24 protein-coding genes are annotated in these 26253 nt (G+C 39.9%); 16 read left to right on the top strand and 8 right to left on the bottom strand.

Features of this window, described 5'->3' with window-relative positions:
* The first annotated feature begins 2 nt into the window (after positions 1-2).
* From RMY31_RS34145 to RMY31_RS34095, 11 genes are all read left to right on the top strand, one after another.
* Positions 3-1253, top strand: coding sequence for a glycosyltransferase family 4 protein (locus RMY31_RS34145; RefSeq protein WP_322658623.1), 1251 nt, complete (start codon positions 3-5; stop codon positions 1251-1253).
* 91 nt (positions 1254-1344) lie between these two features.
* Positions 1345-2610: a hypothetical protein gene (locus tag RMY31_RS34140; RefSeq protein WP_322658625.1), complete on the top strand. Its 1266-nt coding sequence runs from the start codon at positions 1345-1347 to the stop codon at positions 2608-2610.
* Positions 2611-2733: 123 nt separating this feature from the next.
* Positions 2734-3855: a glycosyltransferase family 4 protein gene (locus RMY31_RS34135; RefSeq protein ID WP_322658626.1), complete on the top strand. Its 1122-nt coding sequence runs from the start codon at positions 2734-2736 to the stop codon at positions 3853-3855.
* Between the two features lie 111 nt (positions 3856-3966).
* Positions 3967-5109 (top strand): glycosyltransferase family 4 protein, encoded by a 1143-nt coding sequence (locus RMY31_RS34130; protein ID WP_322658627.1) that lies wholly within the window; start codon positions 3967-3969, stop codon positions 5107-5109.
* A 6-nt stretch (positions 5110-5115) separates the two neighbouring features.
* Complete coding sequence (locus RMY31_RS34125) at positions 5116-6294, top strand: glycosyltransferase (protein ID WP_322658628.1); 1179 nt, start codon at positions 5116-5118, stop codon at positions 6292-6294.
* A gap of 45 nt (positions 6295-6339) precedes the next feature.
* Complete coding sequence (locus RMY31_RS34120; protein WP_322658629.1) at positions 6340-7140, top strand: glycosyltransferase family 2 protein; 801 nt, start codon at positions 6340-6342, stop codon at positions 7138-7140.
* A 237-nt stretch (positions 7141-7377) separates the two neighbouring features.
* Entirely contained in the window at positions 7378-7557 is a 180-nt protein-coding gene (locus RMY31_RS34115) for a hypothetical protein (RefSeq protein ID WP_409879262.1), read from the top strand.
* 415 nt (positions 7558-7972) lie between these two features.
* A complete protein-coding gene (locus RMY31_RS34110) occupies positions 7973-9328 on the top strand; it encodes a hypothetical protein (protein ID WP_322658630.1) in 1356 nt (451 codons plus the stop codon).
* Positions 9329-9858: 530 nt separating this feature from the next.
* Positions 9859-10431: a YdcF family protein gene (locus RMY31_RS34105; protein ID WP_322658631.1), complete on the top strand. Its 573-nt coding sequence runs from the start codon at positions 9859-9861 to the stop codon at positions 10429-10431.
* An 8-nt stretch (positions 10432-10439) separates the two neighbouring features.
* Complete coding sequence (locus RMY31_RS34100) at positions 10440-10979, top strand: WcaF family extracellular polysaccharide biosynthesis acetyltransferase (protein WP_322658632.1); 540 nt, start codon at positions 10440-10442, stop codon at positions 10977-10979.
* A 167-nt stretch (positions 10980-11146) separates the two neighbouring features.
* Positions 11147-11590: a hypothetical protein gene (locus RMY31_RS34095; RefSeq protein ID WP_322658633.1), complete on the top strand. Its 444-nt coding sequence runs from the start codon at positions 11147-11149 to the stop codon at positions 11588-11590.
* A 62-nt stretch (positions 11591-11652) separates the two neighbouring features.
* Here RMY31_RS34095 and RMY31_RS34090 read toward each other — a convergent pair whose 3' ends face one another.
* From RMY31_RS34090 to RMY31_RS34080, 3 genes are all read right to left on the bottom strand, one after another.
* Positions 11653-12090: a hypothetical protein gene (locus tag RMY31_RS34090; protein ID WP_322658634.1), complete on the bottom strand. Its 438-nt coding sequence runs from the start codon at positions 12088-12090 to the stop codon at positions 11653-11655.
* A 53-nt stretch (positions 12091-12143) separates the two neighbouring features.
* Positions 12144-12848 carry a hypothetical protein gene (locus tag RMY31_RS34085; RefSeq protein WP_322658635.1) on the bottom strand — a complete coding sequence of 235 codons (705 nt, stop codon included), beginning with the start codon at positions 12846-12848 and terminating at the stop codon, positions 12144-12146.
* A 760-nt stretch (positions 12849-13608) separates the two neighbouring features.
* Positions 13609-13767: a hypothetical protein gene (locus RMY31_RS34080; RefSeq protein ID WP_322658636.1), complete on the bottom strand. Its 159-nt coding sequence runs from the start codon at positions 13765-13767 to the stop codon at positions 13609-13611.
* 183 nt (positions 13768-13950) lie between these two features.
* Here RMY31_RS34080 and acs point away from each other — a divergent pair, with 183 nt between their 5' ends.
* The 3 genes from acs (at position 13951) to RMY31_RS34065 (ending at position 17600) form a co-directional block, all read left to right on the top strand.
* A complete protein-coding gene (gene acs, locus RMY31_RS34075; protein ID WP_322658637.1) occupies positions 13951-15924 on the top strand; it encodes an acetate--CoA ligase in 1974 nt (657 codons plus the stop codon).
* Between the two features lie 144 nt (positions 15925-16068).
* Positions 16069-16746: a tetratricopeptide repeat protein gene (locus RMY31_RS34070; protein WP_322658638.1), complete on the top strand. Its 678-nt coding sequence runs from the start codon at positions 16069-16071 to the stop codon at positions 16744-16746.
* Between the two features lie 251 nt (positions 16747-16997).
* The gene (locus tag RMY31_RS34065; RefSeq protein WP_322658639.1) at positions 16998-17600 is read left to right on the top strand and encodes a hypothetical protein; all 603 of its coding nucleotides are present in this window, start codon (positions 16998-17000) and stop codon (positions 17598-17600) included.
* A 135-nt stretch (positions 17601-17735) separates the two neighbouring features.
* On the opposite strand, the gene RMY31_RS34060 is transcribed toward RMY31_RS34065, so the two are convergent.
* From RMY31_RS34060 to RMY31_RS34040, 5 genes are all read right to left on the bottom strand, one after another.
* On the bottom strand, positions 17736-19331 hold the full coding sequence (locus tag RMY31_RS34060; RefSeq protein WP_322658640.1) for a DHA2 family efflux MFS transporter permease subunit: 1596 nt from the start codon (positions 19329-19331) through the stop codon (positions 17736-17738).
* A gap of 66 nt (positions 19332-19397) precedes the next feature.
* Positions 19398-20672 (bottom strand): MFS transporter, encoded by a 1275-nt coding sequence (locus tag RMY31_RS34055; RefSeq protein WP_322658642.1) that lies wholly within the window; start codon positions 20670-20672, stop codon positions 19398-19400.
* A gap of 129 nt (positions 20673-20801) precedes the next feature.
* Positions 20802-22253, bottom strand: coding sequence for an HlyD family secretion protein (locus tag RMY31_RS34050; RefSeq protein WP_409879256.1), 1452 nt, complete (start codon positions 22251-22253; stop codon positions 20802-20804).
* Positions 22254-22637: 384 nt separating this feature from the next.
* A complete protein-coding gene (locus RMY31_RS34045) occupies positions 22638-23105 on the bottom strand; it encodes a MarR family transcriptional regulator (protein ID WP_322658644.1) in 468 nt (155 codons plus the stop codon).
* Between the two features lie 68 nt (positions 23106-23173).
* Complete coding sequence (locus RMY31_RS34040; protein WP_322658645.1) at positions 23174-24790, bottom strand: glycosyltransferase family 39 protein; 1617 nt, start codon at positions 24788-24790, stop codon at positions 23174-23176.
* A gap of 139 nt (positions 24791-24929) precedes the next feature.
* Between RMY31_RS34040 and RMY31_RS34035 the strand changes: the two genes are divergently transcribed.
* On the top strand, positions 24930-25577 hold the full coding sequence (locus RMY31_RS34035) for a class I SAM-dependent methyltransferase (protein ID WP_322658646.1): 648 nt from the start codon (positions 24930-24932) through the stop codon (positions 25575-25577).
* A gap of 162 nt (positions 25578-25739) precedes the next feature.
* Positions 25740-26249 (top strand): hypothetical protein, encoded by a 510-nt coding sequence (locus tag RMY31_RS34030; RefSeq protein ID WP_322658647.1) that lies wholly within the window; start codon positions 25740-25742, stop codon positions 26247-26249.
* Positions 26250-26253 lie beyond the last annotated feature (4 nt).

Genomic DNA, 26253 nt, shown 5'->3' with positions numbered 1-26253 from the left:
ATATGAATAATAAACCTCAAGTTTTGGTAGCACAACTTGGTGCTAGAAAGCATTACCAGGAACCTCTGCTATTTCACCAGTGGGGTATTTTAAATAGACTTTACACTGATTTCTACTCAGGACATAGTTTACTGGCTAATTTATTACGTCATCCTTATTTTTATAATCGTCTTCCTAATTTTATAAAAAAAGGTCTAGAACGCAACGAACCAAATCTTAAAAGTGCAAAAATTGTTCATTTTCCCATATTTGGCTATAGGTATGTCAAGGCTCTAAACAAAGCTTCACCCCAACAGGCATCACAAATATTTGTAGAGGGCGGAAAAGAATTTTGTCAGCGCATTATTAAAAATGGTTTAGGAGAAATCGATACTATTTATGGATTTAACAGTGCGTGTCTAGAATTATTTGAATATGCTAAGTCCTGTGGAATCCGATGTATATTAGATCAAACCTTAGCTGATTACTCACTCGTACATAAACTCCTACTAGAAGAAGAAGAACATTGGCAAGGATGGTCGTTAACGCCTTTCACGGTTAGTGATGCTGACTTAGAACTGATGCAGCGAGAACATCGCGAGCAAGACTTAGCAAATCGTATTATTTGTGGTTCTAATTTTGTGAAAGACTCTCTACTAGCTAGGGGAGTTGATAGTCATAAGATATCTGTAGTACCGTTAGGTCGCCTCAAAGATGAAAAATCAATGCGGCATCAACCTCTCACCCAAACTCCACAAGAGCGAGGAGACGAGTTAAGAATCTTATTTGTCGGATCCGTCGGACTGCGAAAAGGAATCCCTTATTTACTGGAAGCTCTACGCCAAATAAAAGGGAAAATACCTTTTACTTGTAAAGTTGCAGGCTCTTTGGAAATTAAGCCCGAACGTATTGCTGAATATAGTGATGTGTGCGATTTTATGGGAAGAATTCCCCGCTCTAAAGTCAAAGATTTATATACTTGGGCAGATGTCTTTGTGCTACCTTCAATATGTGAAGGTTCGGCAATGGTGACGTATGAGGCATTGAGTGCAGGAGTTCCTATTATTACTACTTATAATTCAGGTTCTATTATTAGAGATGAAATTGATGGCTTTATTATACCTATGAGAAATATAGAGTTAATTGTTGAAAAACTAGTAAAAATTTATCTCAAACCTAGTAATGACTTTAACAAAATAGATAAAAATCAAGAATATTTAAAGCATACAATTCAAGAGTCAGAAAATAAATTACAACAGGTTCTCATGTTTTAGCTATTTGGAATAATTCCTTATCTAAATTTATATAGAGATTGACTATGCTTAAACAGTAATATTATCCAAAAGGCTTTTTGATTTTAATCTTATGATTGAAATATATAGAGATTTGCTAATTGTCACTTGCATAGGCTTATTAAGTTGGGGAATAATTCGCATAGAGAGAATTTATCAATACCCATTTTTTATGGGCAGTATGTTTACTTCCTTTATACTGCCTCAAGCATTCGCTTTAATCGATCAGCCTGGTATACTCACTCCTAAGGCTGTGGAAAATGTCTTATTTGTGTCATTTTTATGTGCGGCTGCTTGCTGGATAGGATATGCAAGTAAACCAAATCGAAAGTGGTTGGCAAAACTAAATATTGTTATCGATGAACGTAAGTTATTTCAAGCAGGAATAGTCTTGATGATTCAAGGTCTATTTTTTAATTTCTTACTTTCTCGCACCACTATCCAACTAGCAGAAACAGGTGGTACTTGGCAAGGTCCGTCTACTATCTATCTTTTTTTCTCTCAAGTTATCAACATTGCCTTTGGACTTTTTCTGTTGCAGAGTTTAAAGCATCCCAAAATAATTAATTTGATTTGTACAGCGATATCTGGCTGGCCTTTACTATCTACGGTTCTTGGAGGGCGTAGACAACCTATGATGACACTTATAGTTATCATAGGTTTTTCATTATGGTTAGTTTACCGCTTTCTGCCTCCTAGGTTAGTAATTATCGCAGCTATATTCATGATGACTGTTCTACTTCCTGTGTTTGGTGCTATACGTGGTGATTTTTGGAATTTGGTTTTAACTGGTAATTGGGAGAAAGTATTCTCTTTAGTTCAAGATGTGTTCGAGACACAGCAAAAAGGCGAAATTTTAGAGTTAAGAAATGCAGCGGTATTCATAGATGCTTCTGACAAGACGGGTATGTATGGATATGGAACTGGATGGTGGGATAGCATTGTATTTCAATATGTACCCGGACAAATTGTAGGTTATGACTTCAAAAGGTCTTTACAATTTAACTTAATCACACAAGAAACACTTGAAAAGCTGTATGGCTATACCATCCCTAATGGTTCTACGAGTACAGGTATTGGAGATTCTTTTACAGAATTTAGCTACTTGGGATGTCTGACTTTTGCTGTGATAGGATATATTTTTAAACATCTATGGATATCTGCTGTTTATCAAAAAAGTATTTTCAGTATGCTCCTTTACATGGGTTTAATTAGTCCAGCAATGGTAGGTTTAACGCATGGTATCGGAAGATTTGTACAAGAGGCTATATTTCAAGTAAGTTTTGTGATTTTAGTTGCATACTATTCTAGAGCTAAATATAAATCACAATACATATAATATGCAAATGAGCATTACATCAATATCAAATGACTATTAATAAATAATAGTTCTAATCAAACTTTAATAGTTAATAAATTTTAGATATTCACAAATAATATAAAAAGCTAAAAATTTTAATAAATGAAAATTCTTAATTTAATTCAATGCCTTAACCTAGGTGGTATGGAACAGGCATCATATATATTGATCGAGGAAACACAAGGTAAAGTCATTGATTGGCAAGTACAAAGTGTAACCCCGGTAGGAATGGGTAAAGATATCCTGAGTAGTTTAAATATTCCCATATATGATAATCCTTATGAAGGTAAATTTGGTTATAAATCCCACTTATCTTTGAAAAAAAAAGTCAATAATTTTTCAGGCGATATAATTTTAGTCACTGGTCCGACTCTGACATCTTGCATGAGTGTCAAATCACATCCTTGTACAAAAAAAGTTTTATCTATTCATTTTTGTCATAAAAATGGATTACTAAATTTATTAAAATGGAAAGCTTTTTATCAAAATTTTCATCATGATTATCAAGCTATCATTTATCATTCACCTTATATTCTTGAAGAAGCTATAAAAATTGCACCTCAAATACAACATAAATTTCATTTAATCGAAAATTGTATCCAAAGATGTTCAGCTACTACTGTTAGTGAAAAAAATATATCTCGTCAGCATCTAGGTATTCCAGCTGATTCTTTTATTATAGGAAATGCTGGATGGCTTATTGAACGTAAACGATTTGATATTTTTCTAGAAGTTTGCGCTCAATTATCTAAACATTTATCTAACGATCGCAAAAAATTAATTTTTTTGATTGCCGGTGATGGGCCATTACATGGAGAACTAGAGACTTTAGCATCTAGCCTGAATATTTCTAATCAGGTAAAATGGATAGGCTGGCAGAAAGATTTAAGTCACTTTTATCAATCTTTAGATTTACTACTTTTTAACTCTGATTCTGATGCCTTTGGGCGTACAGTCTTGGAAGCAATGGGATATGGTGTTCCAGTTGTTGCTTCTGTTGTAGAAGGTGGTACTGATGCTGTTTTATGTCACAAAAATAATGGCTATTTGATTCAAGAACACAATATCCGTAAACTGACTGAATATTGTTTAAATTTAATATATGATAATAAGACTTACGAGCAATTTCAAATTCGCTCTTTAAATTTAATTGAAAGTCGTTTTACTACTGAAAAATTTATCCAAAAGTATTTAGATGTCTTTACACAAGTTCTTAATTATTAGATGTGCTGATTTTTATTAAAATGTGTAAAAAACTGAAGTTTTTAATTTAGATAATTTTTAATTAACGCTGTATTTTTACTTGATAAATTATTTATAAGCGAGCGTAATATCGTGCACATTATTATTACATTTATTAATATTGGTAGTTATCATGCGACTAGATTGCAAGCTGCTCATAAAGCTTGCCAAGAAAGAGGTTGGCAACTTACAGCTGTACAAGTAACTGATGACACGCTGGATCATGACTGGGGGGATTTTGTGAGTCAACTCTCAATTCCTGTCAAAACTTTATTACCTGTTGCTTCTCAACTTTATGATACTCGTAGAGATACATTTACTTCTGTTGCGGATGAAGCTTTTAAACATTGTCTGAATGAATTACAACCTGATGCTGTTGTTTTACCCGGATGGTCTTTCTCTGTTGCACGGGCAGGTTTGAAGTGGTGTCGCCGTTCTAATACTTTGCCTATATTAATGTCTGAAACTAAAGAAGATGATGCACCTCGTTTTTGGTGGCAGGAAGTTATTAAGTCATGGATTGTTAAAAGATATAAAGCTGCATTGGTAGGTGGAAACCCTCATAAACGTTATTTGATGAAGTTGGGTATGCCATCCAGTGCTATATTCATGGGTTATGACATAGTTGGTAATGATATTTTCCATCCTCAAAAAATCAAATCTCTTCCTGCTCCACTGAAAAAACCCTATTTTTTAGCTATTAATCGTTTTATACCAAAGAAAAATTTGGAGTTTTTGATTTCATCTTATGCAGCTTATCGCCAAGTAGTAGGCATCAATTGTTGCGATCTAGTTTTATGCGGTGATGGAAATTTACTTCCACAGATTAAACAACAAATTGTAGAGCTTGGATTGAAAAATTGTATTCATCTCCCTGGCTTCTTGAAAGAAGACGAACTTTTACCATACTTTGCTCATGCAAATTGCTTTATCCATACCAGTATTCAGGAGCAATGGGGATTAGTAGTTAATGAAGCTATGGCAGCAGGATTACCTGTTCTTGTCTCTAACCGTTGTGGCTGTTTTGAAGATTTAGTTTTGGAAGGTATTAATGGATTCGGTTTCGACCCTGAAAATTACAAGGAGTTGACGCAACTTATGATCAAAATGAACTCAGATGAAGTGGATTTACAAGCAATGAGTAAAGCTTCACTAGAACACATTCAAAAGTTTTCTCCAAATTACTTTGGTCAAGGCTTGCTCCAAGCAGTTGAATACGCTTTAGCGCATTGCTAATTGCCTATGAAGATTCTAATAGTTATTCCTGCCCTTGGCCCTGTTTATGGTGGCCCAACTAAGAGTGTAATCGAGCTAGCTCAGGCATTAGGTACTCGGGGAGTAGACATTGATATCGTGGCGACAACTGCCAACGGTTCTACTAGTATGGATGTCCCTATTCTCACCTGGGTGACGGAGAAATATTATCGAGTTCAATACTTTCCTTACTGGGGTTTTCTGGATTATAAAATCAGTTGGTCTTTGACTAAGTGGTTATTTCAGCACGTCTCTAATTACGACTTAGTACACACTAACGCTGTTTTTTCTTATCCTGTTCTACCTGCTCATTGGGCTTGTCACATGAATAAAGTACCCTATATCATGACTCCTCATGGGATGTTAGAACCTTGGGCACTAGCTTATAAATCTAGTAAAAAGCGTTTTTACTTCGCTTTGCTGGAAAAGCCTGCTTTTCAGCGTGCCAGTGCTGTGCAAATGTTGGCATCTACTGAAGCGAAAAGAATAGAACCGCTTCAGTTGAAAGCACCTTTAGTAGTTGTTCCTAACGGGATTCACCAGCAAGACTTTGAAGTACTACCCAATCCAGAGCTTTTTTATCAACAGTTTCCTCAGACTCGCAACAAAACATTAATTTTATTTTTAGGGCGGATCGATCCCAAAAAAGGACTCGATCTGCTTGCTATTGCATTCGCCAAAGTCCATACCCAGTTTCCTCAAACTCATTTAATTATTGCAGGGCCTGATAATATCGGCTTTTGTCAAACAGCTCAGAACTACTTTGCTGAGGCAGGATGTTTGGATGCTGTCACATTTACCGGAATGCTCACTGGTTCTGTTAAATATGCAGCACTTGCCGCTGCCAGTCTCTATGTTGCGCCTTCCTATTCCGAAGGCTTTAGTGTGTCTGTGCTAGAAGGAATGGCTGCAAAACTACCCTGCGTCATTACTACTGGTTGTAACTTTCCAGAAGCGGCAGTTGCTGATGCAGCTCTTGTGGTTGACATTGATGCCGAGCAAATTGCTAACGCCTTGAGTAGTTGTTTAAAAAATCCCCAACAGGCAAAGGCAATGGGCGATCGCGCTCATGAATTTATATTTGAGAAATACACTTGGGAAAAAATTGCCTGCCAAATGCAACAGGTTTATGTAAGTATCATCCAACAAAAGCCTTTGACTGAATAATACTTTTCTGTAAGTGAATTATTAAGTTAGTTATAAATAATTTTTATGCACTTGTTAGAAAAAATTACCCCTCTTATTCTTACCTACAACGAAGCACCCAATATTAATCGCACTCTCCAACATCTCACTTGGGCACAAAAGATTGTAGTGATTGACAGTTATAGTACAGATGAAACTTTAGATATTTGTTATTCCTATCCTCAAGTACAAGTCTTTCAAAGAAAGTTTGATTCTTTTGCTGTTCAGTGCAACTATGGGCTAGAAAAAATTGCATCTGAATGGGTACTATCGCTAGATGCTGATTATGTTTTAACTAATGAACTAATTAATGAAATTAAAGCACTACCAGAAGAGACTGACTTAGACAGCTACAGCGTTAGATTTAAATATTGCGTTTTTGGTAAGCCTTTACGTGGCACCTTACTTCCACCCCGTAAGGTTCTCTACAGAAGAGAAAAAGCTATTTACAAAGATGATGGACACGCTCATCGGGTTTTGGTAGAGGGTAAGTCGAGAATACTCTTTGCATATATCTACCATGACGATCGCAAATCCTTGAGCCGTTGGTTCTGGGCACAGGATCGCTACGTAGTGATTGAAGCCAAGAAGATACTAGAGGCTCCAGTGAGTGAACTGAGTTTAAGCGATCGCATCCGCAAACAAAAAATCCTGGCTCCTTTCATTATCTTGATTTATTGCCTAATTCTCAAGGGCGGTATTCTCGATGGTTGGCATGGTTGGTACTATGCGTTTCAGCGTGTTCTAGTCGAGATTCTGCTGGCAATTCGTCTGATAGAGTCTGAAAAATTGCAGCATACAGATTTTGGTACAAACAATGATTGCTAGTAACAACTCTTATAACGTGGTGATTAGTACCTTGTAACCCTTACATAATCAAGATTTGAGCTACTTAAAATCTAAAAAATTAGATCAATGTTTATCATTAAGATATATGTAGAAATATGAAGATTTATTAAGAGAAAAATCAAGCTATTACGTCCTTATTACTCCTAGCAGAATTAACTAAAAATTTTCTTATGTTACACACTGTTATTATTCCCTCTGCTAAACACCCCCAGACCCTTGACTGAACGAGTGTTTACCGCTTTATTCGCAGACTTTTGCTGGCCAGATCCTGATACTGTTCTTAACAATGATATTGAACTTGCCCCTGACTACCTCACTCATACTCTTACTTTTAGCCAAGAACACCTTGAAATCGCAGCCTTTAGCAAGTTTCTATTCCTTAACGGCAATGTATAACGCTGTGAAGCACCTTCTTTACTCTTATGAGAGCTAATTTACAGTGTTACCCCTGTAATATCAGCACTCGCCCTGATATTTTGCGAACAGTTAAATTTAACGATCGTCTCTCTCTCGATAAATAGATTTGTGATAAGTAAATCTAATAGCCTTTTCAACGCTCTTAGGCGATCGGATAGAACCAAAGTTTAGGGAGAAACTTTTTTGAGTCAAACATAAAAATTCCGTAAATTCCAGCCTTTCTAGCTTTTCTATTAGGAGAAGATAGTGCTACTATCAGCCTAAGAGCTACATAGTGCAAATACTAGCCTAAAAATTACAAATTGTTACGGCTCCCTTTGTATGGTTTATAGTGACATTGTTCCAACCACCAAACCACAGGTTGCCTTTTGTTTGTATTTTTTTAGGAGCAACTATGACTCGAAGGCTGCGTTTATTACGCCGTTTCGCGATCGCGATTGGTGTAAGCTTGCTCATTGTGGTTATGCAACTACACCTCACACCGAATCTAGGGCAAGCTCAAACCACATCTCCGCCCATTGGCTCTCAGTCTCCACCAAGTGGTGCGAAATTGAGTTCTGCATACGGTTTATGGACACCAACTAAGTTTGATACATGTCCCAAATGGTTGCACGATCGCTATTGGGTGTATGGCCCAGACAATAAAGTGTATCCAACTTGGCATCCACCAACCGATACCGATCCAACTACTGGCAAGACTTGCACGTATGGACACGAGCATGGAAGAAATCCAAACTCATCAAAACTCGTATCCTGGGGATTGCCTTTCGGATACGTAAACGAGCAACTTGCTCTCAGCGACCCACAACATCCTCGTCATGAGGATCATGTTGGTCACAAAGTTGAGTGGAAGAATGACGTGAGAGTAGGTTTACCGGGTGGAGGAACAGGCCCCTTGTGCCAGATACTCGTAAAACTTCACCAGGGCACTCATTCAAAAGATGCATTCACTAACAACATGCATGAACTATTCTACTACGTCAGTTGTGACAATGGCGCAAAGATTAAATGGCAAGCAATGCATTTATTTGGTGGGGCTGGCGAATTTAGTGGTGTATGTGGAGGAACTAAGACTCTCGGTTACTTCGATCCAACTACATCACCTACTTTAGATAATGAAAGCGCACGAATCATCCCGGATAAAGAGTGTCTCGACAATCTCGTTGCGAAAGTCAAGCAAGGACAAAATGCATCCACTGAGTACTACAAAAATTACTTTGAGGATTGGACAGCAGGATTTATCCACGGACTTTACCGCAAAAATGACGGTCAATTGTTAGACCATTGGGGGCAAAGAGGATTCGATCGAAATTACTCTAAGCTCTTTGACATAACTGCGGGTACTTATTTTAGGGTATCAATACCCAGCCGTTTTTATGACCCGACAAAACCAGATAATCTAGGAAGGCGCATTGATATGTGTTCTATTCCTGAGATCGGCTACTTGCAAGGTGATTGTATCAAAGTTAACGATTTGCGTAAGGCAGGTCAGACAGTAACTTGGGACGATCCGCGATCTCCGTTTAAAGGAACGACTCGCGTAGTGCATTTTGATTGGGTTACCGTCCGTAACAATACCAGTACTGAGAAGTGGTATAGTAACGCCATGGGAACCCTTATTAGATCTCAACCCGATGCTTCCAAGGGGATTACTCTCGAGCAAACTATCTCCAAAACCCGTGATGCAATGTATTATTTTGGCAATCGGGAAGGCTATTTTGATAGCAATGGTGTCCATGCACCTAATTAAACATAGGCTTTGAGTAGTAAGATGGCGGAATAGAAACTTCAGTTTCAACTCATATTCCTTTTCATACCTTAATTTTTCACCATTCATACTGGAGAAAAATAAAGGTATACTCACCTCCGATTTAGATTTATGCGTCCGCACTGCTGACTTCATGTCATGTCCGTTTTGCAAGCTCATAAATTCATTAGCCTGGATAGACAAGCTTAGTACCGTGGGTCTAACCTTTAGGTGTTCTCCAACGGTAGCTGCCTAAAGGGGATCCAAGTGTAACCGTAGACTATTGTGCTGGTTGACCTTTAGGAGTTATCAAAAAATACTCTATCTATAGTCTAACGAAATTATGAGCGTGTAGTCGGACATGAGAAGTTAAAGTGTATTAAGAAAGCATAAATATTTGTAGTAGTTGTAGACTGTCGATCGCTAACAGTCTACAGTGGACTCAACTCAATGTGCTATTTCCTTGGTCTAACAGCTTATTATAGAAACGTTAGTTCTGTGAGTTTCAGCCCATAGAGGAATTAGTTGATTCTGTGAAACAATTTCACCTAATCAAAAAATATTGGATTTTCACTCTTGCAGGTTTTATCCTCATCCTAGTGCTGATAATTCCTTTGCGTTTGGCAATAGCATATACTTACGCACCCCAACCCCAAGCCTTTTTTACTCTAGGTGGTGAGCCAGCTAGAGAGAAGTTTACTGCCGAAATAGCCCAATGGTATCCTTCTCTGGAAATTTGGGTGTCTTCGCCGCCAGTTCCTGAAAAAACACGTAAAACTTTTCAAGCCGTAGATATTCCCAATACACAATTACATATTGATACTCGTGCTATTGATACTGTAACTAACTTTACCTCTCTAGTGTCTGACTTTAAAAAACTACAGCTTCAACACCTTTACCTGATTACTTCTGATTTTCACATGCCCAGGGCTAAAGCGATCGCTACCCTTGTTTTTGGTAGCCGAGGTATTGCCTTCACTCCACTCTCTGTGCCATCAGACCGACCCAAAGAAACCACGCTCCACATTATTCGCGATATTGCTCGCTCTCTACTTTGGATTGTTACAGGTCGTACAGGTGCGAGTTTTAATCCAACTATTGATTGACTATAAATATGCGTTTAGATAGTTACACTACAGGTAGTTATACTCCAGGCGCACCATACTGGAAGCAACTTCTTTGGTATTTTGTGGGATCGCCCTTGGTTGAAAGTCATTGGTTCCCCATATCAGCCATAAAAGTTTTGACACTCCGCTGGTTTGGAGCAGAAATTGGTCAAGGTGCCCGCATTAAGCCAGGAGTAAGAGTGAAGTTTCCCTGGCGGTTAACTGTTGGTGATTTTGTCTGGCTGGGAGAAGATACCTGGATTGATAACCTAGCTCATGTTACTATAGAAAGTCATGTTTGCCTATCTCAAGGAGTCTATCTCTGCACCGGAAATCATGACTGGAATCATCCCAATTTTCAATTGATTACTGCCCCTATCCATATCCAAGAGAGTAGTTGGATTGCAGCAAAGTCAGTAATTGGCCCCGGAGTGACTGTAGGCAAGGGAGCAGTCTTGACTCTAGGTGGAGTTACTGCGCGTTCTTTAGAGCCGATGACAATTTATGCAGGTAATCCGGCTCAACCAGTTAAGACACGTAAGCTTTGATACTATGTGACTTTTGATAAGAAATAGTTTTATTTCCGCCCTGACGTACTAGGTGTTGAAAAGCTAGCAAACTTGAAGTATATACGCAACTGTACTTACAGTCAAAATTTATGTGATAATGGTGAAATTAGGGCAAATTATCATACTAAGCACTCAGAAAATCAAAGATGAGTATTAATCCCACTAATTTGTATCCAAAATTATTTTTGTGTTTGGGTTTGGTGTGTGGAATGTTGGGTGTGGTCAATTCCGACACCGCCTCTTCTCAAACTACTCCTAGCCCGACTGATGATTTGGAGGTTACTGCCTACACTGGCACTTATTTTAAACGCCAACTAAATTGGTATCAACAATCAGCCGAAATAATCGATGATAATCAAAGGTGTTATGTTAGACGAGGCGAACGATTTGTAGTCTCGTCTTATAGACGACCAGTTAATGAGTCACCAGTTAGAGAAGACGATCGCAATAGCCGCTACTTTGGCAACATTGAATATCCAGATGATTACTGGGAAGTAACGTTCCAGAACTCACCCTCAAGGTGTAACAGTCAGCAAAATCAAGGTGGGCAAACTTGGTTTGTTTATAGACGACATGTCAACATCAGATAGGGAAGCACGTGAGTTAGTTTGCCTAGTTGATATTTGGATAAATTACACTCCAAACAAAAGTTTTACAAAATCTCAGCCAACTTTGCTAATAGACTATCCGCTAAATGTAATAAATCAAAATCCGTCTCACTACTTACATCATCGGCTAACAAATTTATCACAGCAGATAACCTCTCATCTGCTTTGGAAATTCTCCAGTATTCTTCTAAGTTTACTGCTAAATCAAAAAGTGAGCGTTCTTTTAAATGCTGTCTTACCCTGATAGCTACATCATCATCACTTACCAGAAATTCTTTGATAGTGTCTAATAGTGAATGACCTGCTAGTTCCACATCTTCCCACGTTTCCAGCCAATCTCCATCTACGTCTTCAACGTAAATATGGATAAAGTTTAACCCGTAATTTAGCCAGTCTTGCTGCATTCTTCGGGCTGTTGCTAAAGCTTCAGTAAATTTGTCCACTTGATTTTCTAGCTCGTGAGTTTCTTTTTGATTAGCCATACAATTTGTGATGGGCAAGTAAGTAGACTAAGACACAAATCTTGAATAATCAATTACTGAAAGGAACGCGAAAACTTTAAATACTTGCCACCCGCAAGATAATCACTGTTATACAGAGCAACATTGACTAACTGATTGATAAAATCAGCACCCTTGGGACTATAGCTTAAGAATAGTCCTCTTTCTATTTCCCATAAATTTAGTGTACTTTTCCAATAATGATACTTTTGGTGATTAAATTCTTCAGATACACTGGTGACTTGAATGCATAGTGGTTTTTCTTGGCGACTACTCACAATTAAATCTGTAGCCATGGAAAGGTCGGCGATATAACGCTGCCAAAAACTACCTTCACGACTAACAATATCTTGAGCTATAGATTTAATAATATCATCATCAACTTGATTAAATTCTCCTGCCATTAATTTTTGCTTCCAAATATAAAATTTGGAGTCAGTTGCATCGATCCACTTAGGAAAAAGATAACCGTACCAATATCTCTCATTGGGTGTCATTTGCTCAAACTTGGCTTTTTGTTCTTCTTGGGTAGGTAAGGATTTAATAAGCAGCCAAATTGTAGAATCGGTAATTACCTCTAGGAGGAAGGCAAGGACAAATGGTTTCGCAGTCAGGGAACCTGGCTTGATATTCTTGACCCAACGATTAATTTCATCTAATCTTCTTGCTAAATTAGGGTCTATCGAGGAGGCTTGCTCGATGAGGGACTTGAGCCGATCCTTAATCTCTTTTGCTTGCAAACTATGCCCTACTTTCAGAAACTAACGCTTTTTTCAATTTATACCTAATTTAACTAGTTAATATCTCTGTTAACAAAAATGTTAGTGTTAGGTTTTGTCTGATTCCTAGATTGAATCGCACCCTTTGATCTGGCAATTGCACTCTTGACTAGCTTGATCGGATTATATTGCATAGTGTATTGTATGCGCTACTCTAAATATTTGCGTTAATATAGTTCCTGCAAAAGCAGCAACACAGGGAAATTGCGAGCTACTTTCCACACTAGAGTTTGGGCTGGCACTCTTTTCGGACAGCATATTTTAGGGATACCTGCTTTTGTAATAAAAATTAATAAAATATAGCAATCCTATTTGATTTGTGAAAATTACTTTTTTAATCGAACTGCATTAGACGCGCAGTTGCTTCCGGCAGGGTAGAACGCCAAGGGTGCAAGGGAAGAGAGATAGAATTCCCAAGTGACTTAGGACTGCTAGAACTACACTCAGGATTTAGGTCTTGAATTGAATCAGGACTACGCAAAAACTCTCTTAAACTCTTATTCCTACCCTTGGGGAAGCCGCTTGCGCGTCTACGTGTACTTTGCGTCGTTTGCGGTACCATACCTTGCGGGAACGCCAAGGGCGAACGGGAAGCCGCGCGTCTACGTTTTTGCATTACTGGTGCGTAAGTCCTATAAATCCCTGATGTAGCTTAAATCCAATATACAAGAGGCATTCCCGGTCTATACCCCAAAAATGAAGATATATTTACTCGTACTCCTCAGTTTGACAAGCTACTACTATTCAGTAGCTTGTCAGCAATCTCTAAAGCTTCTTGGAGAGGAATAAAGCCACGGATGCGGATACCAACAGCTTCAGATTCACAGTAGTATTCCAATACAGTTTTATTAATAACTTTTGCTTCAATAATGGATTCCATCTGGACTTTCTCCAAAGGTTAAATTTCTTATGGGAGTTACACCTCTTGGTCATTACTTGCTTTTGGTTGGTGTAAACTGATTAACTTGGTGATTTTCGCCCAGCTTAATGAAAAGCTAAACACCGTCTGGCACAACTTTGCTAATAATACTTTTCAGTAACAATACCGTTAGCTGCCATAAACATGTCTCAACCAACTATAGAATCAATACTGCAAGAGAAGCGCCTATTCCATCCTGCTGCTGACTTCTCCCAAAACGCTCATATCAAAAGTTTAGAAGACTATCAGCGTCTTTATGATAAGGCCAAAGCCGATCCTCAGCAATTCTGGGCGGAATTAGCGCAAACAGAGCTGCACTGGTTCCAAAAATGGGACACCATACTCGACTGGCAACCGCCCTTTGCTAAGTGGTTTGTCGGCGGTAAGATTAATATTTCCTACAACTGTCTTGACAGACACCTCACCACTTGGCGCAAAAATAAAGCCGCGCTGATTTGGGAAGGGGAACCAGGAGATTCGCGGACTCTCACCTATGCCCAACTACACCGCGAGGTTTGTCAATTTGCCAATGTGCTGAAGCAACTGGGAGTCCAAAAAGGCGATCGCGTCGGTATCTACATGCCGATGATTCCGGAAGCTGGGATCGCCATGTTAGCTTGTGCCAGAATTGGCGCACCTCACAGTGTAGTATTTGGTGGTTTTAGTGCGGAAGCTTTGCGCGATCGCTTAATCGATGCCAAAGCAAAATTAGTAATCACTGCTGATGGTGGTTGGCGCAAAGATGCGATCGTCCCACTCAAAGAACAAGTAGACAAAGCCTTAGCTGATGGTGCTGTTCCCAGCGTGGAAAACGTCCTGGTTGTCAAACGTACCGGACAGGAAACTTATATGCAGTTGGGGGGACGCGATCGTTGGTGGCACGATTTACAAAAAGATGCCTCAGCCGATTGTCCCGCCGAACCGATGGATAGTGAAGATATGCTGTTTGTCCTCTATACCTCTGGTAGTACTGGTAAACCGAAGGGCGTTGTGCATACAACTGCTGGTTATAACTTGTACACCCACATGACCACCAAATGGATCTTCGACTTGCAAGATACAGATGTATACTGGTGTACTGCTGACGTAGGCTGGATTACTGGGCACAGTTACATTGTCTACGGCCCTTTGTCCAACGGGGCAACGACGCTGATGTACGAAGGTGCGCCTCGTGCTTCTAATCCTGGCTGTTTTTGGGATGTAATTGAAAAATACGGTGTCAATATTTTTTATACTGCACCTACAGCAATTCGGGCATTTATTAAAATGGGCGAACAGCATCCCAATGCCCGCAACTTGTCATCGTTGCGTTTGCTGGGAACCGTTGGCGAACCGATTAACCCAGAAGCTTGGATGTGGTATCACAAAGTAATTGGTGGCGAACGCTGCCCAATCGTCGATACTTGGTGGCAAACAGAAACCGGCGGTATCATGATTACGCCGCTACCAGGCGCAATTCCCACTAAACCGGGTTCAGCAACTCGTCCCTTCCCCGGAATTATTGCAGATATCGTCGATTTGGAAGGTAACTCTGTACCTGAAAACGAGGGCGGTTATTTAGCAGTGTGCCATCCTTGGCCGGGGATGATGCGGACAGTCTACGGCGATCCAGAACGCTTTCGCCGCACTTACTGGGAACACATCCCCCCCAAAGATGGCAACTATACTTACTTTGCTGGTGATGGGGCCAGACGCGATGAAGATGGTTATTTCTGGGTAATGGGTCGTGTAGATGACGTGCTGAATGTATCAGGGCACCGACTCGGTACAATGGAAGTAGAATCAGCATTAGTGTCTCACCCAGCAGTGGCAGAAGCTGCGGTAGTGGGTAAGCCAGATGAACTCAAGGGTGAAGAAGTAGTCGCTTTTGTGACTCTAGAAGGCACATATCAGGCGAGTGAGGATTTGAGTAAAGAACTCAAGCAACATGTTGTCAAAGAAATTGGCGCGATCGCCCGTCCGGGAGAAATTCGCTTTACCGATGCTTTGCCGAAAACGCGATCGGGTAAGATTATGCGGCGATTGCTGCGGAATTTGGCAGCGGGGCAAGAGGTTTCTGGTGATACTTCAACCTTAGAGGATCGCAGTGTGTTAGATAAGTTACGGGAAGGCGCTTAGTAATTTTAGACGTTGGATTGGCATTTCCTTAATTGGAGATGCCTTTCTATGAATTAATACAGCGTCGATAATTGTTGATACACGCTGACTAACGCGTCATCACTTTATCATGAGAATCAGGACGTTATTAGGGCATTGAGGACGATGAAGCTGAAAAGCCAACTCAAATCATTATTTGTTCAACCTCTGAGCGGCACGATACTGAGTATGATAACTGCAATTGCCATATCACCATCAGCGGTAGCAGTTACTGGAAAAGTTTCTTTGCATTTGCCCAAACAGTCAACACAGCAACCCCAGAAAATAGCACAGTTTTCAGGCACAGACCAACCAGAGCGATCGCGACTTTTGCAACAAGCCAATGCTTTGTACAATCAAAGAGACTACAAAGGTGCAGAAGAAAACCTCCGCAAATTCCTTAAAAAGTTCCCAAAAGATGCCTTTGGACATTTTCAGTTAGGAAACGTGCTGTTTCGTCAAAGCAAACCAGAAGCAGCAATTAGTTCCTACCAACAAGCGATTCGCCTGAACTCAAAATATGCTCTAGCTTACAACGCGATCGGTGTTGTTTACGCTAGCCAAGACCGCTGGGAAGAAGCGATTACTGAATATAGGAAATCTTTAGAAATTAATCCCGATTATGGCGATGCACTAACTAATTTAGGACAAGCATTGTGGCAAACAAATAAACGCGATGAGGCAAAAGCTACTTTAGAAAAAGCTTTAAATATCTTCAAAGCTCAAAGTAGAAATGAAAAAGTTTACCAAGTCCAACAGATTTTACAGCAGATGACAACTTTAGATGATCCTAGCGTTTCATAAATTATAAAATCGGAATGTATTAGCTTGGCTGCAAAAAAAGTGTAGCTGCGTTTTCAAATGAAAATAAAAATTAATGGGTAAACGATTAGAATTAAGCTTAGATAGATTCCTGGTCAAACCCTATGACTTCACTATCGGCATTAACTTTACCTGACCATACCCAACTACCAGAGTCAGAAGCTAGGAATCGATCCAGCAATGTTAGATTAGGATAATAATGCTTTAGCAGTCTTTATTATGGATGTAGCAGCATGACTGCTCAAATTAGCGATCGAGTTTTTTATCAAGAGCAAGAATTTAGCATTACGGCTATTAATGGCACTGGATTATATAATCCTCAGCAAGATGGAATTTCTCCCACTAGTTTTTCAACAGCTTGTTACCGAGGGTACGTTTGTATTTATCGAGTATCTGAAGAAAATCTCTACTTAAAGCAGCTAAATATTGGATTGAAATTAAAAGATAGATTAGCTGTAAAGTATGGCAGAGGTCAAAGACTATTTGATATCAATCCCAAATATCCCAATTACGACTCTTATTTTGTATATGAAGAAATAAATAAAATTATTGATTTAAGTGGAGGATTATTACTGGGTAAACACTTTATTAAAGAAATGTATATTCATTTGGGATATCATCCAGCTTATAAGTTCCGAGAAGTGCATGAGTTGATTTTTAGAGAAGGAAAAGTAGTTAAAAGCACGGATATTTCTCATAAAATAGATGAATTTTGCAGTGCGATCGCTACTCATCAATCTGAATCATTTATTGAAAAGTTAATTACAGAGAAAAATTATAGAGATGAGTTTCAAAAGTGGACGCAAAAGACATTGACATTAGATTATCAATTATAACTATAAGAAAAATATCTTATTTTTTATTCATTTTTCTCACAGCGTTACATTTTGGTATATATAGCGTTCACTTTGGCTAATGACCATCTTAGTGTCTTTCTTGTTTCATCAAATATTTTAACTAAAAAAGCAAATTTAATGAGCAACAGCACCGCCCGTCGCTTTCACTTTTTTGAAGAACAAAATAGCAAGCCCACTGAGTAATAAAGCAATTCCAATAAAATAGAAACAATCATTAAAAGCCATAACATAAGCTTCACGACGAACAATATTATCTATGGCTTTAATCGCTTGATCGTTAGCTGTACTCAAATCTGCTCCTCGACTAACAAAATACTGTGTCATTTGGTCAATTCGCTGTTGAGTTTGTGGGTCAAATAGAGATAGCCCTTCACCCAATCTATTGGAGTGAAACTGTTCTCTATTAGTTAATAGAGTTGCTAAGGATGCAATTCCTATAGAACCACCCATATTCCGCATCATATTAAATAAACCACTTGCCGAACCTGCTTCTTTTGGACTCAACCCAGCAGTAGCGATAGAAGTCAACGGCACCATAATCAATGGTTGTCCCATTGCCCGCACAAGTTGCGACCACCGTAATTGATCTAATCCCGTTTCGTAAGTCATGCTGGAGTTCATAAATGCACTCACAGCAAATAAAGTCACACCGATCGCAACCATAAAACGCACATCAATGCGTTGCATTAGTCTGGGAAGAAAAGGAATAATAAATAGTTGGGGAATGCCTGCCCAAATTAGTACTTCACCAATTTGCAATGCATTGTATTTTTGAATTTGAGCAAGATACAACGGCAAAATATAAATCGAACCGTACAATCCTACCCCTAGTGAAACATTTACGATACTGGCTAAACCAAAATTACGCTTAAGTACGAGTCGCAAATTAATAAATGGTTGTTTGCGAGTTAATTCTATAAAGAAAAATATTGCTAGAAAAATCACTGCTATTACACTTAGCCGCACAATCAATGCTGAACCAAACCAATCTTTGCGGCTACCTTCTTCTAAGACGACTTGCAGAGAACCTAAGCCAATCGCCATTGAGATAATTCCCCACCAGTCACCCTGTTTTAGTAAATTAATTTGGGGTGTTTCTTGCTTAAGTCCGTACCAAACACCAGATAGCATCAAAACCCCTGGTATTACATTAATATAAAAGCTGTACTCCCAACTAAAGTTTTCTGTTAACCAGCCTCCTAATGTCGGGCCAATTGACGGTGCAAAAACTGCGGTAATAGCAAATGCAGCTAGTCCAACTGTTTGCTTAGCTGGAGGCAAAGTTGTCAGTACTATTGTCATAGCAGAGGGAATTAAAACTCCGCCACAAAAGCCTTGTAAAGCACGAAAAACAATCATAGCATTGAGATTCCATGCCCAGGCGCAGCATATAGAAAAAAAGATGAATAAGACAGTATTAACTAATAAGTAAAGTCGCAGAGAAAACACCCGCGACAACCATCCTGTTAAAGGAATTACTATAATTTCTGCTACAAGATAAGCAGTAGAAATCCAAGAACCTTCTTCTAAAGTTGCTCCTAAACTTGCTTGAATATCTTGTAGCGAAGAATTGGTTATTTGAATATCTAGTACTGCCATAAATGCACCGAGCATACTAGCTAATACACCAATCCAGGTTCTTAAGGGCACGCGATTTGATGGTTCAACAGGATTTTTTCCCTGCTGATGAATTGCATCAGTATCAGCCATTGTATTGCTCCAGCAATTTTAATTTTAAGAAAAATTAAATCAATAATCAGAGTTATTTATGATTATTTATCTTACACTTTTTACTATTCCCTTTTGCTCGTATATAGGAAGAACTATTTTAGTTAAAGCAGGTAGTTGTCTGTAAAAAATGACAGAACCTATAATACAAGCAATACCATCAATAATTAATGTATTAGCAGCACCAATATGACTAGCTACGACACCTCCCATTAAATTACCTAATGGGATCATACCTAAAAATGACATTGTATATAAGCTCATCAATCTTCCACGCTTATCTTCTTCAACAATTGTTTGTAAAAATGTGTTACTAGAAGCGATTTGCAAAATTGTGCCTAAACCAACAAAGAGCATTGCGAATAAAGAAAGCGGTAAAAATCGGGATAAAGAAAATCCAATTAAACCAACTCCTAAAATTGTTGGAGCTAAAGCAATTAATTTACCAACTCCCAATATTGTTTGTCGTGTTGCTAAATAAATTCCACCTGATAATGCTCCCACTCCTGATGCCGCCATCAAAAATCCTAGAGTTTCGGCTCCACCTTTGAGGATATCTTCTGCAAAAATTGGTACGAGAATAGTATTTTGCAATCCCATCAAACTGACTAAAGTTGATAGCAATAATATGGCTCGAATTGGTGGAAAACTAAAGGCATATACGAAACCTTCTCGGACTTGTTGTAAAGGATTAGCCTTGGCTACTGAAAATTTCCAAGGTTTAATTTTCATTGCCAATAAGGCAGCAATGACGGCAATATAGCTTAAACCATCTATTAAGAAACAGTAAGCAGCTCCAACTCTGGCAATTAGTAAGCCTCCGATCGCAGGGCCAATTAATCGCGCACCGTTAATCATCGTTGAGTTAATGGCGATCGCATTGGCTAAATCTTCTTTGCGTTCAACGAGTTCTGGTACAAATGCTTGGCGTGCTGGTGCATCTAAGGCGTTAATAAATCCTTGAAACAAACTTAAAGCGATGATGTGCCAAATTTGAATTACACCAGTTAGTGCCAGTACTGCCAATGCTAGCGACTGAATCATCGCCATTATTTGTGTACCGATTAAGGTACGATAGCGAGAAAAGCGATCTACAAAAACTCCGCCGAAAGGCGCTAAAAAGAAGCTAGGAATTTGGCTGGTAAACCCGACAACACCCAACATTAAGGGGGAGTTGGTTAAACTATAAACCAGCCAAATTGTGGCAAGTTGTGTCATCCACGTCCCAATCAAGGAAATACCTTGTCCGGCAAAAAATAGACGGTAGTTTCTTGAGCTTAATGCCGGTAGTAGCGGTTTTTTCAAGGTGGCTTGTTTGTTCATGCAAGACTGACTTTATACCAATATGCTTTCATCAATATCATCACAACTTTGCCTCAAACCCCTCTCTGTAGCAGGAGAGATGATACAAGCAGGAAAGAAATTTTTTCATACTTTAAAGGCAAATTGGTATTATTTGACTTCCACCGCAACTTCCGCAGACATCCCAGGAGTAATCCGCGATTCATATCCTTGAATACTTTTTTGGTCTAAAACTATTTTCACTGGGATGCGCTGTACGATTTTGGTGAAGTTACCTGTAGCGTTATCTGGTGGCAATAGTGCAAACTGAGCGCCGGAAGCTGGCGAAATACTGTCAACATGACCGCTAAAAGTGTGATGGGGAAAAGCATCCAGCTTGATTTCTACTGGTTCTCCTGGTTTCATGTTTTCCAATTGAGTTTCTTTGAAGTTCGCAACTACCCATTTCTGGTCATCGACGATCGCCATCAATGGCGTTCCTGCTTGTACCCGGTTGCCAACTTCCACGTTTTTATTACCTACTCGTCCGGCACTCGGAGCAGTAATATTAGTGTAGGAAAGTTGCAACTGTGCGTCTTTGAGAGATGCTTCTGCTTGGGCGATCGCTGCTTTTGCTGCTTCGTACTGACTGCGTTTTGCTGTAGTGTCTTGTCCGCCGGCTGTAGCTTGTTGCAATCCCCCTCTAGATGCTGCCAGTTTTGCTTGGGCGCTGGTGACTCCTTCTTGGGCTTGTGCCAGTATAGATTGGGCTTTAGCTACACCAACTCTTGCCGAAGCTAACTGGGCTTGTGCTTGCTCTACTCCCTGGATAGCGGCATTCTTTTGTGCTGTAGCCACATCGTAAGCTGCTTTGGCTGTGTCTAACTGCTGGCGAGCAATTGCACCTTGTTGATACAGCTGGTTATAGCGATTGTAATCTGCTTGTGCTTTTTGCAAATTGGCATTTGCTTGCGCTACCTGGGCTTGGGCAGCAGGTATCCCTGCTTGGGCTTCTCTGACTGCTGCTTGTGCTGTGGAAATAGCAGCTACAGCACTGTTGACATCCCCCTGCGCCTGAGTTGTCTTACCACTAGTTGTTTGTGCGACTAAGGCAATATTTGCTTGTGCTGCTTGCGCCTGACTGCGAGCATTTTCTAGGGCGGCAGTTGCTTGTTGTACTTTACTTTGATAGTCCCGTGGATCTAGTTCTACTAAAAGCTGTCCTGGTTGTACTAGCTGGTTATCATTTACCAATACTCGATCGATTGTTCCAGGAATCCGGCTACTAACTTGGTGAACGTTACCCGTAACTGTGGCGTTGTCTGTTTGCTGATGGGTAGAAGCATACTGCCAGTAACGATAACCAAAGCTGCCTGCGACGATCGCACCTACACCCACTACTGCTGCAATCAAGGCAATCGGTTTTTTCTTCTTCGGTGCAACCTTTTTCTCTATTTCTGGTTGATGTACATCGGTTTCAGGCGCTTCTGGAGTCACAATCGGCGCTTCTACCTTTGCAGATGTCTCTGGAGTAACAGCTTCTAAAGTATCTGTATCAGTAATCAGTTCTTTTTCTAAAACTGTTGTGTTGCGTTTGCGTCCGTTAAGAGTATTAGCACTCATGGTTGTTAGCTCCCTTGCCACATGATTTAATGAATAGATGGTTATTTCGGGTACGTAATATTCGCTTACATGTATTTACTTGGCATTTATTTTGTATGCTTAGTATTATTGTAAAAAAAATTTAACAATACTTCACCCAGTAGGGTGATTGTGGGACTGTCTCCAGACAGGTTAGCGATCGCCTGTTCTAGTACAACGAAATAACGAAAATCCTTGTTTTAATTAGCAACGCTACTTGCTACCTTGCGGGAAGCCGCGCAGAGCGCGTCTACAAGTTGGCAAAGCCGCCCAACGCAGTGGCTCCCCAAGACCGCGCTGGTTCACCGCGCAAAGCGCGTCTACAACGCTCTTAACCCGCGTAACGCAGTGGCTCCTCAGCACCGTTCAAGATAAGTTAGCAATCGCCCGATTTAGGATTTGGGAAAAGAGTTCGCGTTCGGTAGAAGAAGTACCTTGCATCGCTTGTTCGCGTACTTCAGCGGCAATTGGGGGCAGTACCGATTCTAGTTCCTTACCTGCATCTGTCAGCCATATCCGCCAAATGCGGCGATCGTGAGAGTCGCGTTCTCGACGCACCAAGCCGCGTTCTTCCATACGGTCTAGTACGCCTGTGAGAGTTCCTCCCACTTGCTGGAGTTTGTCGCCAATACTAGAAGTAGGTAAACCGTCTTCTTGCCACAGACAGCATAATACCAACCAGTGAAATGGTGTCATTCCAAACGGTTCGAGCCTCTCAGTAAACTTGCGACTGAGTAGTTGTGATAGCAATTTGATTCGGTAGCCCAGATTGTGTGGTGCTAAATTGTGCTGCCACGACTCTAAAATTGGAGAATAATCTGATTGAGCAACCATTGGACTAAATACTTAGCGTACGTAATATTTATTATAAGTCAGATTTAGCTATCTGGCAACAGTTTTGTCTATCTATCTTGAGGAAGAACTTGAATCAACTGGTAGTTTTGCACTGCACCGAGAATGCGATAAGACTTGGAGAATCGAGGAGTCTGTTTTGTATCGATCCAAGCATAGCTAAAAGCTGGCACTTGGGAAACAGTATCTACCTGTTTGCCCCGAACAGGAGTATAGAAATTGAGCAATACAGAGTTCTTGCCGCCGACTTGCACAAAATAGATAGGATGAGTTTGGAGAATTGAGGCGATCGCTCTTTGTTGAAAGAAATCTTTATATAAAGGATTATAGTCGCTGAACAAACCCAAATTACCAGCCACAGCCAAAGCTAGCCAACAGGGTATCAACCAACCAGCCAGCCAGTAACGAGCTGTGAGAAACTTGAGATCGAAGTGGTAACGAGCAATCCATATCAAAGGCAAAATTAACCAACCTAAGCCAACAATCAAACCGATGATTGCATACTTACTGATGTCTGCATCATCCCAAGCAAAAATAACTATCGCTGCTAGCAGAAGTAAAATACCTAATACACCACAGGCATAACTGAGATTACGGGGAATATTTTGCTTTGTTAATCCTAGCTGGTAAATTCTACCTAGCCAGTCTAAACCAACTGCGGCCAGCATTGCAATAAAAGGATAAAGGCAAAGACTGTAGTGAGCTAGACGAGTTGAAAAAAGACTCAGTTCGACAAACAGTACCAGCGGAAAGCCAACTAATAACAAATGGTAGCGAGTAATATAGCGACGAAATCCTAAAAATAAACCTAAAAAACCGAAACCAGCCCAAGGAAAAGATTTTACAGGAATATTCCAGACATAGAACAATATGCTAGTTAGATAACGAGGTTCGGAATTTTGCCGTATGACAAACTTGAATAATTCCTCAAAACTACCGTTACCGTAACGCAACCAACTCAACCACAGCCAACTAAAGGTAGGAATTAAGCCGACAACAAATCCTAAATACAAAATAGGGTTAGCAAGATGACGATGACGACGATGTTCGCCAATTAAATAAGGTAATAAAGCGATAATTGGCAAAAAAATCATAAAGCTTCTGACTAAGAAGCCCAAACCCAAACTTACACCAGCAATAAAACTCCAAATATAGCGATACCGAGGATGTAATTCAGCTTTTAATAAAGACCAAATAGCTAAAAGTACTAAGAAAATCATTGGTACATCAGGCGTACCTAAGCGGCAATATTGTAACCAAAGAAACTCTACACTTAAAATTGCCGCAGCTAGCCAAGCTAATTTTTTGCTCAGAATAATTTTGCCAATTTCATATACCAGTAATAAAGCCAAAATACCAGCGATCGTACTAGGAATTCGCACGCTAAATTCACTGACACCAAACAACTCATAAGCAGTAGCAATTAACCAATAAGGCCCGGGCGTTTTATGATGGATATTTCCCCAAGGAGCTATCCAATCACCAGAGTCAAACATGCGACGCGATCGCCAAGCATAAAGCCCTTCATCATGTGCCATCAAGCTATTCTGCCCAGAACTGAATAGCAATAATGGGAGTATCCAAACTAACAAACTAATATAAGGAAATACCGTTGCTATACGGATTTGTCGCCAGAGAGGCTGCAAGAAGTGTAGTCTATACAACATTGAATTAATAGTTATTGAATGCTGCTATGTGAACTGGTTTATATATTTTTTATTATTAAAATATGTTAAAAAGAGTTTGTTCCAAATAATACCTGAAATTGCGACAATTTTGTAAAAAAGTTCACCAAAACTAAGATTTATGATGCTAAGACCAAATCAACGCCAAAAATTAGATGATACAGACGACAAGCTGTTTTATGCTTATCCGCGTTTCGTCACCCATGTTGATGAAGGATTTATTCAACAGCTAACGGATTTATACAGAGAGCGGCTCCAACCCAACACACGCATCCTTGATATGATGAGCAGTTGGGTTTCGCATTTACCAGAAGAGATGCAGTTTGCTCATGTAGAAGGACACGGACTCAATGCTGAAGAGTTAGCGCGTAATCCTCAGTTAGATCGTTACTTTGTGCAAAATCTCAACGGAAATCCCCAGCTACCACTGCCGGATCGAGATTTTGATGCCGTTCTCAATTGCGTTTCAGTGCAATACATCCAATATCCAGAGGCAGTTTTTTCGGAAATTCATCGCATCCTTAAACCCGGCGGTGTTGCAATTATCAGCTTTTCTAACCGCATGTTTTTTGAAAAAGCGATTCAAGCTTGGCGGGATGCTTCGGAAGCAACAAGAGTGGAATTAGTTAAAAGCTACTTTGCCTCAGTACCCGGATTTACTACGCCAGAAGTCATTGCCCGAAAGTCAACTGCCCCAAATATTTTACAGTGGTTGGGTGCGCCTGGAGGAGATCCATTCTATGCTGTGGTGGCTTACAAACAAAGGTAGAGAAGCAGAGGGGCAGAAGGGCAGGAGAAGAAAAATTACAACTGACAACTGACAACTGACTCAGTACTTACTAAATAATGATCAAAAAGTAAATTTTATTTGTTAAATCCCAAACAAGCGCAGATAATTGCCTCAAAGCTCAAGCATAAGGAGAGACTAAAGATGGTTTTCACCCGTGGTCGTAGAATTTTAGCTGTTTTGTTGCTGTCAGTGTTACTACTGACCACAGCCTGTACTCCAAAAACACCCGGACGTTTTGACCAGGTACAAAAGGAAAGTAGCCAACAAAAACGCGGTCAAGCGGTTGCCAAAAATGCTACTCAAGGTGGGGAATTTAATAAATTCTTTCCATCTCCACAAGCTGGCTATCAACGCGTCTATACCCAAGAGAAAAAAGGTTTTGCCGAAGCAAAGTTGAAAAAAGGTGGTAAAGATGTAGCTCTACTATCTATTTCTGATACCACTAGCACACCATCAGCAGCAGCAAAATTCTCAAAAAGCACCAAAAAAATTGGCGGTTATCCCGCAGTACAAGTAGGCAATACACAAACTGCGATTTTAGTAGGTAAGTACCAAGTCAAAGCGCTTTCTCGCGATTCTTCTTTTACAGCAAGCGATCGCGCAGATTGGATAGAAAAATTTAATCTTGCGGGACTGGCTAAACTCAAATGAGCCG

The sequence above is a fragment of the Dendronalium sp. ChiSLP03b genome (assembly GCF_034531165.2).
Lineage (GTDB): Bacteria > Cyanobacteriota > Cyanobacteriia > Cyanobacteriales > Nostocaceae > Dendronalium > Dendronalium minutum.
Note: the sequence above shows the minus strand (reverse complement) of the source record. Positions and strands in the feature narration are given on the sequence as shown.

Bases quoted from the DNA above. Each gene is read 5' to 3' on its own strand.
- acs (WP_322658637.1), top strand. From the start codon at position 13,951: ATGTCTCAACCAACTATAGAATCAATACTGCAAGAGAAGCGCCTATTC.
- RMY31_RS34045 (WP_322658644.1), bottom strand. From the start codon at position 23,105: ATGGTTGCTCAATCAGATTATTCTCCAATTTTAGAGTCGTGGCAGCAC.
- RMY31_RS34030 (WP_322658647.1), top strand. From the start codon at position 25,740: ATGGTTTTCACCCGTGGTCGTAGAATTTTAGCTGTTTTGTTGCTGTCA.
- RMY31_RS34055 (WP_322658642.1), bottom strand. From the start codon at position 20,672: ATGAACAAACAAGCCACCTTGAAAAAACCGCTACTACCGGCATTAAGC.
- RMY31_RS34125 (WP_322658628.1), top strand. From the start codon at position 5,116: ATGAAGATTCTAATAGTTATTCCTGCCCTTGGCCCTGTTTATGGTGGC.
- RMY31_RS34090 (WP_322658634.1), bottom strand. From the start codon at position 12,090: ATGGCTAATCAAAAAGAAACTCACGAGCTAGAAAATCAAGTGGACAAA.
- RMY31_RS34065 (WP_322658639.1), top strand. From the start codon at position 16,998: ATGACTGCTCAAATTAGCGATCGAGTTTTTTATCAAGAGCAAGAATTT.
- RMY31_RS34100 (WP_322658632.1), top strand. From the start codon at position 10,440: ATGCGTTTAGATAGTTACACTACAGGTAGTTATACTCCAGGCGCACCA.
- RMY31_RS34035 (WP_322658646.1), top strand. From the start codon at position 24,930: ATGATGCTAAGACCAAATCAACGCCAAAAATTAGATGATACAGACGAC.
- RMY31_RS34120 (WP_322658629.1), top strand. From the start codon at position 6,340: ATGCACTTGTTAGAAAAAATTACCCCTCTTATTCTTACCTACAACGAA.
- RMY31_RS34135 (WP_322658626.1), top strand. From the start codon at position 2,734: ATGAAAATTCTTAATTTAATTCAATGCCTTAACCTAGGTGGTATGGAA.
- RMY31_RS34140 (WP_322658625.1), top strand. From the start codon at position 1,345: ATGATTGAAATATATAGAGATTTGCTAATTGTCACTTGCATAGGCTTA.
- RMY31_RS34110 (WP_322658630.1), top strand. From the start codon at position 7,973: ATGACTCGAAGGCTGCGTTTATTACGCCGTTTCGCGATCGCGATTGGT.
- RMY31_RS34080 (WP_322658636.1), bottom strand. From the start codon at position 13,767: ATGGAATCCATTATTGAAGCAAAAGTTATTAATAAAACTGTATTGGAA.
- RMY31_RS34060 (WP_322658640.1), bottom strand. From the start codon at position 19,331: ATGGCTGATACTGATGCAATTCATCAGCAGGGAAAAAATCCTGTTGAA.
- RMY31_RS34040 (WP_322658645.1), bottom strand. From the start codon at position 24,790: ATGTTGTATAGACTACACTTCTTGCAGCCTCTCTGGCGACAAATCCGT.
- RMY31_RS34050 (WP_409879256.1), bottom strand. From the start codon at position 22,253: ATGAGTGCTAATACTCTTAACGGACGCAAACGCAACACAACAGTTTTA.
- RMY31_RS34095 (WP_322658633.1), top strand. From the start codon at position 11,147: ATGAGTATTAATCCCACTAATTTGTATCCAAAATTATTTTTGTGTTTG.
- RMY31_RS34145 (WP_322658623.1), top strand. From the start codon at position 3: ATGAATAATAAACCTCAAGTTTTGGTAGCACAACTTGGTGCTAGAAAG.
- RMY31_RS34070 (WP_322658638.1), top strand. From the start codon at position 16,069: ATGAAGCTGAAAAGCCAACTCAAATCATTATTTGTTCAACCTCTGAGC.